Genomic DNA, 12,627 nt, shown 5'->3' on the forward strand with positions numbered 1-12,627 from the left:
CCAAAGACTTATTGTATCCTCGTTCCCAGCCTGGAGGCTCTTAACCAGTTGGGGCAAGGGCTGTATCTTAACTTAATGCCATTCGGAATAGGGAATAGTTTTTCAATGTCTAATGCCTAATTCCCACTCCCCAAGAGCCAATACCTAACCTTCAATGTTTGATTAAACAATCAAAGTTTAAAAGTAGAAAGAGGCAGAAAATATGTCTGATACAACTGTTATTAAAGTAGACTCTAGCAATTCCCCTAAAGGTCAACTTGGTCAGAAATATCTTGCATCTGGCAAAACGATTTCCATGCGTTTATGGGAAAATGAGGAACCGAACGAACCTAAAGAACCAACAGCACGGGAATATGAAACTGTTGGTTATGTAATTACTGGTCGTGCAGAATTGCATATTGAAGGGCAAACGATTTTACTAGAACCTGGAAGTTCTTGGGTAGTACCAAAAGGAGCTAGTCACACTTATAAAATTCTAGAATCATTTACTGCTGTTGAAGCAACCAGTCCACCTGCTCAAGTTCACGGACGAGACGAAAACTGATTTGCGATCGCTAAAAACCTATAGCCGCTTTCAATGGCATGGAATATAAAGCATTCGTAGGGGAACAATATTCTTGTTCTCCTTTTTACTGTGCTTTGTAGCTTAGAGGTTGTTTTAAAAGTGTTTGGCTGAATGGTTCCCTCCCCTTTATAAGGCTACGGTGTACACACAAGTCTCTCGATCTGTACCTTTGATGCATCGATCTGCACCTTTATTACATCGACCTGCACCTTTATTACATCGACCTGCACCTTTATTACATCGACCTGCACCTTTGTTGCATCGACCTACACCTTTATTGCATCGACCTGCACCTTTATTGCATCGACCTGCAAAAATTAACCCACCCGACGTTACATAGCAACTTTAAAAGACTTGTGTGTACACTGTAGCCTTTATAAAGGGAGGGTTAGAGTAGGGTGCAATGACCGGGGAAATCATAACTAATTACCCGGACTTGATATCTATTTTGAGAATTATAGATAATACTTATGGCATAAATCTTCTGATAGAGAGAGATAATCAGACGAAATTGTATTCTATTAACAATGTCTTTTTAGAGAAAATGCTTCTCAGAAAATCTGGTTTTCTATCAATAATTTTAGTAATAATTACTCAATATTTTTAACAAAAACAGAATGGAGCGAACAAATGAGGTTTGTCTTAAGACGCCGCAAGCTGGGTCAATTGATGGTCTTCAGCACGGTAGCGGCTACGATCGCTAATTTTGTAGAGAAAGCTGTAGCAGAAACTCAAGTTAAAAAAACTACTCCTATGCTGGCAACTTCGACATCTGAAACTGTGAAGGTGACGCTGCAAGTGAACGGAACACCACATAATTTGCAGATTGAACCGCGTGTTACCTTACTTGATGCACTTCGGGAATACATAGGATTAATTGGAACTAAAAAAGGTTGCGATCATGGTCAGTGTGGTGCTTGTACGGTGCTGGTTGATGGGCAACGGATTAATTCGTGCCTGACATTTGCAATTATGCACACCGACGCAAAAATCACAACTATTGAAGGGTTGGAGCAAGGAAACAATCTGCACCCGATGCAAGCCGCGTTTCTGTCCCGCGATGCGTTTCAGTGCGGCTATTGCACGCCAGGACAGATTTGTTCGGCGGTGGGTTTGGTGAACGAGGGACACGCTAAATCGGATGCCGACATTCGCGAACTGATGAGCGGCAATATTTGCCGTTGCGGTGCTTATCCAAATATCGTGGCTGCTGTCCGCGATGTCTTAGAGGGAAAAAAAGATGCAGCCGTTTAGCTATAAAAAAGCGGGACAAGCAGAGAATGCCGTGGCTTTGGTTACTCCAGAGGTGGAAGCTGCTTACTTGGCAGGGGGTACGAGCTTAATTGATTTAATGAAGCTGAATGTACAAACGCCAAAACAGTTAGTTGACATTAACCGACTACCGTTAACCAAGATAGAAGTGCAGGGTAATGGCGTGCGGATTGGAGCAATGGCAAGCAATAGCGACGTTGCTTATAATCCGATAATTCAAGAGCGTTACCCTGTACTGTCGGAGGCTTTGCTGTCTGGGGCATCACCGCAACTGCGAAATATGGCGACAGTAGGCGGAAATTTGCTGCAACGTACCCGCTGTTACTACTTCCGCGATACTTCGATGCCCTGTAACAAGCGCGTTCCCGGTTCAGGTTGTGCGGCAATTGAGGGTTATAACCGCATCCATGCGATTCTTGGCGGTAGCGATCGCTGTATTGCCACTCATCCTTCTGATATGGCGGTGGCAATGGTGGCACTCGATGCCGTCGTGCAGACACGCGGGCCGAGAGGAGAGCGGAGTATTCCCCTTGTAGATTTTCATCTTCTACCTGGCGAAACGCCAGAAAGGGAAACAGTTTTAGAACATGGAGAGTTAATTGTAGGCGTTGATTTACCTGCTTTAAACTTCGCAAGGCGATCGCATTATTTAAAAGTCCGCGATCGCGCTTCTTATGCCTTTGCGATGACATCGGTTGCGGCAGCATTAGATATTCAAAATGGGATTATTCGCTCGGCACGGATTGCCCTTGGTGGCGTTGGCACAAAGCCCTGGCGTGCCTCCGAAGCAGAAAAAATACTTTTGAACAAGCCCGCAAATCAGGCAACATTTCAAGCAGCTGCGGACGCTGCGATCGCCGGAGCTAAACCTCAAAAATATAACGGGTTTAAGGTCGAACTGACTAAACGCACAATTGTGAAAGCGCTGGCAACGGTGGGAGGGATGGCATGAATACAGGGGACACAAATACAGTTGTCGGCAAACCGCTCAATCGAGTTGATGGATACCTGAAGGTGACTGGGGGCGCACGTTACGCGGCTGAGTTTCCGGTAGCAAAAATGACTTATGGCGTGACAATTCAAAGTGCGATCGCCAAAGGTAAAATAGCCCAAATCGATACCAAGGCGGCGGAACAAGTACCGGGTGTATTAGCAGTAATTACCCACCTCAACGCGCCCAAAGCTTCTGGAGAAAAGGGCGGGGGTCATAAGGTGCAAGTCCTGCAAGATAACATTGTGCTGTATAGCGGTCAGCATATTGGTGTCGTCGTTGCCGATACCTTTGAACGAGCGATGTATGCTGCCTCTCTCGTACAAGTTCGCTATGACGAAGAGAAACCAACCATTAATATGCGGGAAAACCTCACTAAGGCATACTTGCCTAAAGGTAAAATCCCTAGAGAGGAACCGCCCGATTTAGCGCACGGCAATTTCAACGAGGGACTAGCGGCGGCAGCTGTCCGCGTCGAGCAAACCTATACCACCCCAGTGGAAAACCACAATCCGATGGAGCCTCATGCCACAACAGCAGTTTGGCAAGGCGATGAACTGCTGCTGTATGACGCAACTCAGGGAATTTTTTCGACTCAAAAAAAAGTTGCGGAGGTATTAGGAATTGAGCCTGAGAAAGTCCGCATTATGTCTTACTTTGTGGGCGGTGGCTTCGGTTGCAAAGGCTCGGCTTGGTCGCACGTACCGCTAGCGGCGATCGCCGCAAAGCAAGTTAATCGCCCAGTGAAATTAGTTCTGGGACGGATACAGATGTATGGGCCTGTGGGCTTTCGACCGGAGACAATTCAACAGGTTTCTCTCGGTGCAACCCGCGATGGCAAATTGACTGCTCTGCGACACGCTGGCACTTCCCAGACTTCAACTTTCGATGAATTTATCGAACCTGTTGGTAAAAGCGCCCGGATGCTTTACGCTAGCCCGAATATCGAAACTAGCCACCATCTGGTTCAGCTCGATCAAGGAACACCAACCTATATGCGGGCCCCAGGCGAAGCTTCTGGCTCCTTTGCCTTAGAATCGGCAATGGACGAACTGGCTTATGCGCTCAATATCGATCCGGTGGAACTGCGTCTGCGTAACTATGCTGAAGTCGATCCCAGTAAAGGACTGCCTTGGTCGAGCAAGTCACTGAGAGAATGTTACAAATTGGGAGCAGAAAAGTTTGGCTGGCAAAAGCGCAATCCCAAGCCCCGTTCGATGCGCGATGGCAACTATTTAATTGGTTGGGGAATGGCGACAGCTACTTATCCTACCAACCGTTCCCCAGCATCAGCGATCGCTAAAATTATGGCAGACGGTACAGCCGTTGTATTGAGCGGTTCCCAAGATATTGGTACGGGAACTTATACTGTGATGACTCAAGTTGCAGCTGAGGCACTCGGTTTACCAGTTAACAAAGTCCGGTTTGAACTAGGCGATACCAAAATGCCACAAACCCCTATTTCTGGTGGTTCGCAAACTGCCGCCAGTGTGAGTTCAGCCGTGCATTTAGCGGGAAATCAAGCACGCAGTCAGCTTTTGCAACTAGCACTCGCCGATCGAAAATCGCCCCTTTATAGTTCAAAAGCTGAGGATGTGATTGCCGAAAATGGCAGCTTTTTCTTAAAAAATAAATCCTCCGCTAGCGAAACATATCAGGCAATCTTGGCACGGCATGGAATGAAAATGCTCGAAGCGCGTGCAGATGCCAAGCCAGGAGAGGAACAAAAGAAGTTTTCAATGCACTCATTTGGAGCGCAGTTTGCCGAAGTGCGCGTTGAGCCTGATTTGGGTGAAGTGCGAGTAACGCGCTGGGTGGGAACTTTTGGCGCGGGACGCATCCTCAATGCTAAAACAGCCAATAGTCAGCTGATTGGTGGGATTATCTATGGTATTGGTATGGCGCTAATGGAACATACGGTAATAGACCCGAATCTAGGACGCGTTGTCAACCATGATTTAGCTGAGTATCACGTACCAGTGAATGCAGACGTTCCCGATATTCAGGTGTTGTTTGTCGATGAACGCGATCCACATATCAACCCGCTTGGCGTTAAGGGAATTGGTGAAATTGGCATTACCGGCACTGCGGCGGCGATCGCTAACGCTGTCTATCATGCCACAGGTAAGCGCATCCGCGATTTGCCAATTACTTTAGACAAGCTGCTGTAGATATGGCGATCGCCAAAAGGATGAAAGCTCAATCATACGATTAGCGATCGCTAATTTCCAAACTCAATTTAGTTGATAACTGGCGATCGCATCTGGCTTTTTGCGAGAAGGACGTTTGCGGTCTGATTTTTTCTTCAGTCCCACAGCTTGAGCTTGATCGCTATCTGAACCATATTGCCCGCGCACGACTTCTTTCATCGCTAAAACAGCATTATGTAACAAAAACAACCGAAGTTTATCATAGTTTTTGACAAATGATAAAGACGATAAAATTGAAATTTGGAAGAGGCTCAGGATTACCTTCAGAGGAAGTAGTCATAACGCCCATAACCGTATTTGTAGGTCCAAGCAACTCTGGAAAAAGCAAAGTTCTTTCTGAAATTTATTATTACTGCACTAACGGTCAACTGAATGTAACAGATGTAATTTTAGAAAAGATTGAATTTGACAGATTCACAGTTGAAGCAGGTGAAGAAAAGATTAAAAAGTTCACTCTTCAACCACGTATGGGTGAAGCGCTTTCACCCAATCATATAATTCTTGGTAAAAAGGGAACGAGGCACCAAGTTCCTAAACAGAATCTTTTGGATGCCTTACAGAATCCTAACCAGCAGGCAAACTTGTTCTGCCAATGGTATCTCTCATTTAACACTCTCCTACTAGACGGAAAGAGTCGTATTAATTTGATCGCGCAACAAAGCGCTGGTGATCTCCAGCAATCCCCTCAAACAAGCTTTCAAGTGTTGTTTCATGACGATGCCAAAAGATATGAAGTTAGACGAATCATTTATGATGCTTTTGGGACGTACTTTGTTATAGATCCTACTTCTCTCGGTCAATTTAGACTACGCTTATCATCTCGTCCTCCTAAAACAGATATAGAAGAGCGTGGTATTCACGAAGAAGCTGTACAATTTCACTCAAAAGCATTGCCTGTTGAACAAGCCAGCGACGGTGTAAAAGCATTCACTGGAATTATTACAGAGATCATAGCTGGTGATCCTGCTATTCTTCTAATTGATGAACCTGAAGCTTTTTTGTATCCACCCTTAGCTTTCAAACTAGGAAAAGAAATTGCTATTTCTAGCTTAGGTTCTGAAAAAAGATTGTTTGTTTCAACACATAGTTCAAATTTTGTAATGGGTTGTATACAATCTGGTGCCCCAGTTAATATTGTGAGACTGACTTATCGCAGTGAGGTAGCTACTGCAAGAGTCTTATCTAACACAGACATCCTTCGATTAATGCGAAATCCTTTGTTGCGCTCAACTGGTGTGCTTGAGGGGCTATTCTACGAATTTGTCATCGTCACAGAATCTGATGCAGATCGCGCTTTTTATCAGGAAATTAATGAGCGTCTGCTACGTTATAAGCCAGAATTGGGAATTCCAAACTGTTTGTTTCTCAATGCTCAAAATAAGCAAACAGTTCAGATAATTATCAAGCCTTTAAGAGAATTGGGTATACCAGCAGTTGGCATTGTTGACGTTGATATTCTAAAAGATGGTGGTCAGGATTGGACGAACTTTCTCAAAAGCGGCTTTATTCCTGAACTTGAGTATCAATCACTTGCTAATTTACGAAATGCTGTCAAGCTAAGGTTTGATGCCGCCGTAGGAAAGAATATGAAACGGGATGGTGGTGTTGAGATTCTCTCTAGCAGTGACAAAGAAGCAGCAAATAACTTATTTGACAGACTTGCCGAGTATGGTCTGTTTGTCGTGCGGAAGGGAGAGTTGGAGTCTTGGCTTCTTCAACTTGGTGCAACTGGACACGGACCCAATTGGTTGATTAACATCTTTGAGAAAATGGGAGAAGATCCAGAATCACAAGATTATCTCAAACCCTCAGATGATGATGTATGGAGTTTTTGTGGTGAAATAAAAAAATGGTTTACTAATCCAAATAGGAAAGGCATACCTTCATAGAGTCTTTCAATGGGCTAACCAATTATGGCTTAAATTGTGATTAAAAAGCAGCTTCAAACAATACTAACCAAAGGTGCGATCGCATCTCTCAAAAATTGCAACGCTGAATATTGCAAATGCGATCGCCGAAACGATGAAAGCTGAATCATCCGATTGGTGATCGTAACATTACCAGTATGAGCAAGAAGTTCATAACGCGGCAATGATACCCTGTAGTCAATACACTTGTAAAGACGCGATTTATCGCGTTTTAAAATACCAATCAGTAGAAGTCTCAAGATTGATGACCAACTCAAGTAAAATTTGGTACTCTTAGCTCGGAATCACTGTAATTACGTCCGCGACCGAGATGAGTAGTCCAACAGCCCGATCCTACGCTTTCTTATCGATTGCAGCAGCAATCATCACTATTGCCTTGAAATTTGGCGCTTACCTGCTAACCGGGTCAGTAGGTTTGCTTTCAGATGCTATTGAATCAATTGTAAATCTCGTGGCAGCATTGGTTGCTCTATGGGCATTGACCTATGCTGAGAAACCAGCCGATGCCGAACACGCCTTTGGACATTCTAAAGCCGAATACTTCTCCAGTGGTGCAGAAGGTGCGTTGATTATAGTGGCAGCTATTAGCATTGCTGTTGAAGCTTGGGGACGCTTGCTGCATCCAGAACCATTAACACAACTAGGATTAGGGTTGGCACTCTCCCTCTTTGCAACCGCAATCAACGGCGTTGTTGCCTTTATCTTGCTACGAGCAGGGCGACGGTTGCGTTCCATTACACTCAGGGCTGATGCTCACCACCTGTTTACTGATGTAGTAACTTCGGGTGGTGTGGTAGTTGGAATCTTACTCGTCAAGCTAACAGGCGCTCTCGTCCTCGATCCAATTGTCGCGCTGATAGTAGCAGCAAATATTACTTGGACAGGATTTCGTATACTGCGGGAAACCAGTAGCGCCTTACTGGATGCAACTTTGCCTAAAAAAGAAATTGACGCAATTAAGAGCATCCTTAACGAATACAAAGGTCAAAACATCCAGTTCCATGCCTTGCGAACCCGCACTGCTGGAACCCGTCGCTTTGTTTCCTTTCATGTTCTTGTGCCTGGATCTTGGACAGTGCAACAAGGGCATGATTTATGCGAGGCAATTGAGCTTGCTATTGTTCGGGTGCTACCTTCAACCCACGTTACAACTCATTTAGAACCTGTAGAAGATCCAGTTTCTTGGGACGATTTAGAGTTGGAGCGTTCGAGCAATCAGCAAATGCAAGATATGAGCGCAAGAGATTAATTGCTGTCGTTGAGTTTTTAGGAATTGGGGAATTAGGAGGCAGGGGAGCAGGGGAGCAGGGGAGCAGGGGAGCAGGGGAGCAGGGGAGCAGGGGAGCAGGGGAGAAGTTGCAGTAAGTTTTTCTCCTCTGCTCCTCTGCCTCTGTGCCTCCCTGCCTTTCTCGATCAATTTGATTAACTTGCGATCGCTTCTAGCAGGCGGTTACGCCATTGCAACTGTCTTTTTGCGGGAAGGACGCTTGCGGTCTGATTTTTTCTTCAATCCTACAGCTTGAGCTTGATCGCTATCTGAGCCATATTGCCCGCGTACAACTTCTTTCATCGCTAATACGGCATTATGAAATTCCCACTCTGCTAATCGCGCAGCATCAGCAGCAGCACGGTATAAAGCTAGTTTCTCGGTTTCGGTTTGTTGAGAAATCAACATTGCCTGATGAGCTTCCTGTAAATTAGCAGATGAGGCATCAGCACGAGTTGTGTTGTAAGTGCTGATGGTTTGTAAACCGTGGAATGAGTCAATATCTTGACTAATCAGTTGAGGGCGCAAACGGTTTCTTGTATTTTGGGGAGGCATATATGCATACTTAGTAATTAGTACATTTAATGTACCCATAAAAACAAAAAAAGTTATCAGTAAGATGAAATTTTCAGATAGGGCAAGCTTAGAAAGGATAGTTTAAGATAACAGGTCGATGTATTGGCATAACAGACCGATGTATTAAGATAACAGACCAATGTATTAAGATAACAGACCGATGTATTAAGATAACAGACCAATGTATTAAGATAACAGACCGATGTATCAACATAACAAATCGATGCATTAATATTGCAGACCGATGCAATTACAAAACTGTAAGACGACACTAAAAACCATGAGGAGCATTAAAATTTCTAACACTCTAAAGCTGAAGTGTCGCTAGTGGGAATACAATCAGAAAATGATGCAGTTTTGTTAGTAAAGACTGCACTAGAAATTAGTGGAGGTTAAAGCAATGGATGGGCGCGATCGCTACTTACAAATCGCTCTGGTTCTTGTTGGCATAGCTTTTCTACTTATCTATCCGTTAACTCAGGTCTGGGCATCAGGTTGGTTATGGCAACCAGGTCAGCACGAATACGAACAGATGATCGTTGGTGTTTATGCGACGCTTGGTGTCTTTTTGCTGTTGGCTTCAAAACAACCAGAAGCTCACCTGAGTTTAATCTGGTTCACCGTCATATCAAGTGCAGTCCACGGGCTGATCATGGCGGTACATGCAGTAATTGACCCTGTTGAACAGGGACATCTGTTTGGTGATGTTCCAGCATTGTTCTTGGTAGCGATCGTCCTTGGCTTTTTAGCGCCCCGCAAAGTAGTGTCAAGTACATAAACGGGCTACCCCCTACGCTCTATTCTTTACTGTACTTTGGATATGAGGGGGCATGAGAATCGAACCGCAAAGAGCGCAAAAGAAGATAGAAGAGGGAGCGATCGCATCTCTCATAAACTGCAACGCCGAATACTGCGAATCCGTAGGCATCGCCGAAACTATGAAACCTCAATCATACGATTGGCGATCGCTAATTTCTAAACTCAATTAAGTTGATTAACTTGCGATTCCTTCCAGCAGGCGGTTACGCCATCGCAACTGACTTTTTGCTTTGGTGACTATTGCTCTAACCAGTTAAGCAGCCCAAGTGAAGTAGCGCCTCCGACAAAGTGAGCGCCAATCAGATTGACATTGGCTAAAACCACAAAAATATCTAGAGAGCGAATGACATTTTCAGGTCTATATACTCCTATTGTTTGAGGCAGAGCTAGCGTTTTCGCTAATACAGCAATAACAGTCACTTCAGATGCTAAAAAAGCTAAGAATAGCCCTATAAAACTGACAATTAACCCAATTTGTAATACTTGAATTACGTCTTGTTTACTTGGATGTAATTCTCGATTAGGCAACTGTAAAAGTTTGTTTAAACGCCTGTAGCGGTTCATCCAGTAGAGTCGGAAACACAGCACTAAAATTCCAATAATTCCCAAAAATACTCCAAAACCCATAACCGAATTTGTCGTTGTTTGGGCAGTGACGTTACGGCTAAATATAGCCAGTAACAAAGCCAAGATAGAAACAGTGCCTAATGCTAACTGTACCCAAAAGCTAATTGGTCTTACTACACCGAAAGTGGCTGCAAATTTTCGTTTAGTTGGTACAGGTAAGTATGAATTTAGATCATTTGTCATCTTTGTTCTCCTAAAACTTACGCCAATTGATCGTTGCAATCGAAACCTCTACGCGCTGCCTACGTAGATACTTCTCGAAGAAGGCTTTTACTCTATTGTCTGCGGCAGTGCCAAAGTCACTATGCCTAGCACCTTGAGCATAGTTAGCGGATAACGCCCACTCACTATTCTCCCATACCTTTTTTCGTTCACCTTTGTAAATGTATTGGCTTGCATTATAAATGTATCGGCTTGCACTCACAGTTGAATCAGTTTTAAAGCACGAGAAGCATTAAAATTTCTAACACTCCAAAGCTGAAATATCACGCACAATCCTAACTCCAGATAGATATCAGGGGATAAGAATGAGTGCTATCTGTAACCAAAGTATTTGTTCAATTTGGTGAGACTTCAATAGCCAATAAAAGAAGCATGACTACAGAACAGCCGTTAATACTTGATGCTGCCAGCGACGAATTCATTTCAAAAATTGGTTCAAGTGCGCCCGTTCTTTACGAGGCAAAAAACAGAGGGTTTTCCTGCTGCCCTTTAATATCATGTCCGGTTAAAGACTTATCATTAAGACCGCAGAGGTGCTGAGGGGAGGGGTTTTTGGGTTTTCTGCATAGAGAAAGGGAATTATAACTAATTAGCAGAACATGATATAATTCCTACCTTTATTGATAAAGTTTTAAATCAAGCAAGCTTAAACAAAAAGTAAGTTTTTACAATACATCAAATTGCATTGTGAATGTATCGGCTTGCATTAGGAATACATCAACTTGCATTGTGAATGCATCGACTTGCATTAGGAATACATCAACTTGCATTAAGAATGCATCGACTTGCATTAGGAATACATCAACTTGCATTGTGAATGCATCGACTTGCATTAAGAATGCATCGGCTTACATTGTGAATGCATCTTGCGGAATATATTTAAAAGCACACCTTAGCTAGAGTCTCTGTGTCAGATAGCAGTGATAATATACGGCTCATTCCTGTTGGTGCTTGTAGGAGACAATTATGGAAATCAGTAGACGCAGCTTGTTAAAAACTGCTTCTGCTTCGGGATTTGTGGCAGCATTACAGTTTCGGAAGGATTTTTGCAACCGCTCCTCCCTCAAACAGAACTCAACCAGATGATATCCCTGCATTCAATTGAGAAATCTTGAATCTATTTACACAATTTGCACCAGCGGCATCTGCTTCACATTAATCGGCTTTGTTTGTAGCTTACTCAACTGTGCGATCGCGCTTAGTTTTTCATTCAACGTTTCAAAATATAGCTTTATCCAAGGAGAACAATTATGTCCAATTTCAAAATATTTTCTACTGGTATGGTAGCGATCGCTTTATCTCTGGCGACTGGTTGCACGCCGACTACTCCGCACGACCAGACTACATCTGAAGTTCCAGCTGCTGTATCGGTACAAGGAACTGAGAGTCCATCCCCAACTACCTCACCAACTACCTCACCAACTACCTCACCAACTCCATCAGGGCAAAATAACCTCAGTTCGGCAGACAGACAGTTCATGACTGAAGCCGCTCAAGATGGTTTAGCAGAAGTCCAACTAGGACAACTGGCATCACAACGTGGAGTTAGCAGTGCGGTAAAACAGTTTGGACAGCACATGGTTGAAGATCATACGCAGGCAAATAATCAACTCAAACAGTTGGCGACTCAAAAAGGTGTCACGCTGCCAACTACTATTGGCGCCAAAAATCAGCAAATAAAGCAACGTTTATCCAAACTTTCTGGTGCTAACTTCGATCGTCAATATCTGAACCAGATGCTTCTAGCTCATCAAAAGGATGTCTCCGCATTCCAAACTGAAGCTGAACAAGGACAAGATGCAGACGTGAAAGCATTTGCGGCTCAAACGCTACCAACCCTCCAAGACCACCTGCAAGAGGTTAGTTCTCTTGTTAATCCTGGAAGTTCAACTAGCACCCCAACTCCAACTAGCACCTCAACCCCAACTAGCACCCCAACTCCAACCACTACCCCGTAAGGCAATAGAGTTCAGTTAAGCATTTCTTCTTTCCCTTTGTATCCGCTGCGCGTACTCTTGCAAACAAGCAAGCTACGCGTAGCGTTTTGTAGACCAGAGAGTGGGGTAAAGCGTATGTGGGACAAACGTTTGAGCTTAAGTTGACACCAATGAGCAATGATGTGCCCCGACGACAGATGTGGTTCAAATACA

Annotated in this window: 14 protein-coding genes; 10 read left to right on the forward strand and 4 right to left on the reverse strand. The window is 44.1% G+C overall.

The genetic code is table 11. The features are described from left to right. The first annotated feature begins 202 nt into the window (after positions 1–202). The 5 genes from AC1F2U_RS08925 to AC1F2U_RS08945 all read left to right on the forward strand — a co-directional run bounded on the left by AC1F2U_RS08925 (position 203) and on the right by AC1F2U_RS08945 (position 4,999). Positions 203–544, forward strand: coding sequence for a cupin domain-containing protein (locus AC1F2U_RS08925; RefSeq protein ID WP_480260769.1), 342 nt, complete (start codon positions 203–205; stop codon positions 542–544). A 193-nt stretch (positions 545–737) separates the two neighbouring features. Then, a complete protein-coding gene (locus tag AC1F2U_RS08930; RefSeq protein WP_480260770.1) occupies positions 738–905 on the forward strand; it encodes a hypothetical protein in 168 nt (55 codons plus the stop codon). A 290-nt stretch (positions 906–1,195) separates the two neighbouring features. Further along, entirely contained in the window at positions 1,196–1,819 is a 624-nt protein-coding gene (locus AC1F2U_RS08935) for a (2Fe-2S)-binding protein (RefSeq protein ID WP_334836733.1), read from the forward strand. Beyond that, the gene (locus tag AC1F2U_RS08940) at positions 1,806–2,789 is read left to right on the forward strand and encodes an FAD binding domain-containing protein (RefSeq protein WP_480260771.1); all 984 of its coding nucleotides are present in this window, start codon (positions 1,806–1,808) and stop codon (positions 2,787–2,789) included. Before AC1F2U_RS08935 ends, AC1F2U_RS08940 begins: the two co-directional genes overlap by 14 nt. Beyond that, positions 2,786–4,999: a xanthine dehydrogenase family protein molybdopterin-binding subunit gene (locus AC1F2U_RS08945; RefSeq protein ID WP_480260772.1), complete on the forward strand. Its 2,214-nt coding sequence runs from the start codon at positions 2,786–2,788 to the stop codon at positions 4,997–4,999. The genes AC1F2U_RS08940 and AC1F2U_RS08945 overlap by 4 nt, the downstream gene beginning before the upstream one ends. A gap of 63 nt (positions 5,000–5,062) precedes the next feature. Here AC1F2U_RS08945 and AC1F2U_RS08950 read toward each other — a convergent pair whose 3' ends face one another. Then, a complete protein-coding gene (locus AC1F2U_RS08950; RefSeq protein WP_480260871.1) occupies positions 5,063–5,197 on the reverse strand; it encodes a hypothetical protein in 135 nt (44 codons plus the stop codon). A 56-nt stretch (positions 5,198–5,253) separates the two neighbouring features. Between AC1F2U_RS08950 and AC1F2U_RS08955 the strand changes: the two genes are divergently transcribed. After that, positions 5,254–6,927 (forward strand): ATP-dependent nuclease, encoded by a 1,674-nt coding sequence (locus AC1F2U_RS08955; protein WP_480260773.1) that lies wholly within the window; start codon positions 5,254–5,256, stop codon positions 6,925–6,927. A gap of 53 nt (positions 6,928–6,980) precedes the next feature. Here the strand turns inward: AC1F2U_RS08955 and AC1F2U_RS08960 are convergent, their stop codons facing one another. After that, positions 6,981–7,205, reverse strand: a complete 225-nt coding sequence (locus AC1F2U_RS08960; RefSeq protein WP_480260774.1) for a hypothetical protein — start codon at positions 7,203–7,205, stop codon at positions 6,981–6,983. 71 nt (positions 7,206–7,276) lie between these two features. Here AC1F2U_RS08960 and AC1F2U_RS08965 point away from each other — a divergent pair, with 71 nt between their 5' ends. Next, a complete protein-coding gene (locus tag AC1F2U_RS08965) occupies positions 7,277–8,215 on the forward strand; it encodes a cation diffusion facilitator family transporter (RefSeq protein WP_480260775.1) in 939 nt (312 codons plus the stop codon). Positions 8,216–8,416: 201 nt separating this feature from the next. Here AC1F2U_RS08965 and AC1F2U_RS08970 read toward each other — a convergent pair whose 3' ends face one another. Then, entirely contained in the window at positions 8,417–8,788 is a 372-nt protein-coding gene (locus AC1F2U_RS08970) for a hypothetical protein (RefSeq protein WP_480260865.1), read from the reverse strand. 421 nt (positions 8,789–9,209) lie between these two features. Between AC1F2U_RS08970 and AC1F2U_RS08975 the strand changes: the two genes are divergently transcribed. Continuing rightward, positions 9,210–9,587: a DUF6632 domain-containing protein gene (locus AC1F2U_RS08975; protein WP_480260776.1), complete on the forward strand. Its 378-nt coding sequence runs from the start codon at positions 9,210–9,212 to the stop codon at positions 9,585–9,587. A gap of 52 nt (positions 9,588–9,639) precedes the next feature. Beyond that, positions 9,640–9,798, forward strand: coding sequence for a hypothetical protein (locus tag AC1F2U_RS08980; protein WP_480260777.1), 159 nt, complete (start codon positions 9,640–9,642; stop codon positions 9,796–9,798). Between the two features lie 67 nt (positions 9,799–9,865). Here AC1F2U_RS08980 and AC1F2U_RS08985 read toward each other — a convergent pair whose 3' ends face one another. After that, a complete protein-coding gene (locus AC1F2U_RS08985) occupies positions 9,866–10,438 on the reverse strand; it encodes a DUF3611 family protein (RefSeq protein WP_480260778.1) in 573 nt (190 codons plus the stop codon). Positions 10,439–11,727: 1,289 nt separating this feature from the next. Here AC1F2U_RS08985 and AC1F2U_RS08990 point away from each other — a divergent pair. Next, a complete protein-coding gene (locus tag AC1F2U_RS08990) occupies positions 11,728–12,435 on the forward strand; it encodes a DUF4142 domain-containing protein (protein ID WP_480260779.1) in 708 nt (235 codons plus the stop codon). Positions 12,436–12,627: the final 192 nt, after the last annotated feature.

The organism is Nostoc sp. LEGE 12454, assembly GCF_056620565.1.

Bases quoted from the DNA above. Each gene is read 5' to 3' on its own strand.
- AC1F2U_RS08940 (WP_480260771.1), top strand. From the start codon at position 1,806: ATGCAGCCGTTTAGCTATAAAAAAGCGGGACAAGCAGAGAATGCCGTG.
- AC1F2U_RS08950 (WP_480260871.1), bottom strand. From the start codon at position 5,197: ATGAAAGAAGTCGTGCGCGGGCAATATGGTTCAGATAGCGATCAAGCT.
- AC1F2U_RS08930 (WP_480260770.1), top strand. From the start codon at position 738: ATGCATCGATCTGCACCTTTATTACATCGACCTGCACCTTTATTACAT.
- AC1F2U_RS08990 (WP_480260779.1), top strand. From the start codon at position 11,728: ATGTCCAATTTCAAAATATTTTCTACTGGTATGGTAGCGATCGCTTTA.
- AC1F2U_RS08945 (WP_480260772.1), top strand. From the start codon at position 2,786: ATGAATACAGGGGACACAAATACAGTTGTCGGCAAACCGCTCAATCGA.
- AC1F2U_RS08965 (WP_480260775.1), top strand. From the start codon at position 7,277: ATGAGTAGTCCAACAGCCCGATCCTACGCTTTCTTATCGATTGCAGCA.
- AC1F2U_RS08955 (WP_480260773.1), top strand. From the start codon at position 5,254: ATGATAAAGACGATAAAATTGAAATTTGGAAGAGGCTCAGGATTACCT.
- AC1F2U_RS08975 (WP_480260776.1), top strand. From the start codon at position 9,210: ATGGATGGGCGCGATCGCTACTTACAAATCGCTCTGGTTCTTGTTGGC.
- AC1F2U_RS08980 (WP_480260777.1), top strand. From the start codon at position 9,640: ATGAGAATCGAACCGCAAAGAGCGCAAAAGAAGATAGAAGAGGGAGCG.
- AC1F2U_RS08925 (WP_480260769.1), top strand. From the start codon at position 203: ATGTCTGATACAACTGTTATTAAAGTAGACTCTAGCAATTCCCCTAAA.
- AC1F2U_RS08985 (WP_480260778.1), bottom strand. From the start codon at position 10,438: ATGACAAATGATCTAAATTCATACTTACCTGTACCAACTAAACGAAAA.
- AC1F2U_RS08970 (WP_480260865.1), bottom strand. From the start codon at position 8,788: ATGCCTCCCCAAAATACAAGAAACCGTTTGCGCCCTCAACTGATTAGT.
- AC1F2U_RS08935 (WP_334836733.1), top strand. From the start codon at position 1,196: ATGAGGTTTGTCTTAAGACGCCGCAAGCTGGGTCAATTGATGGTCTTC.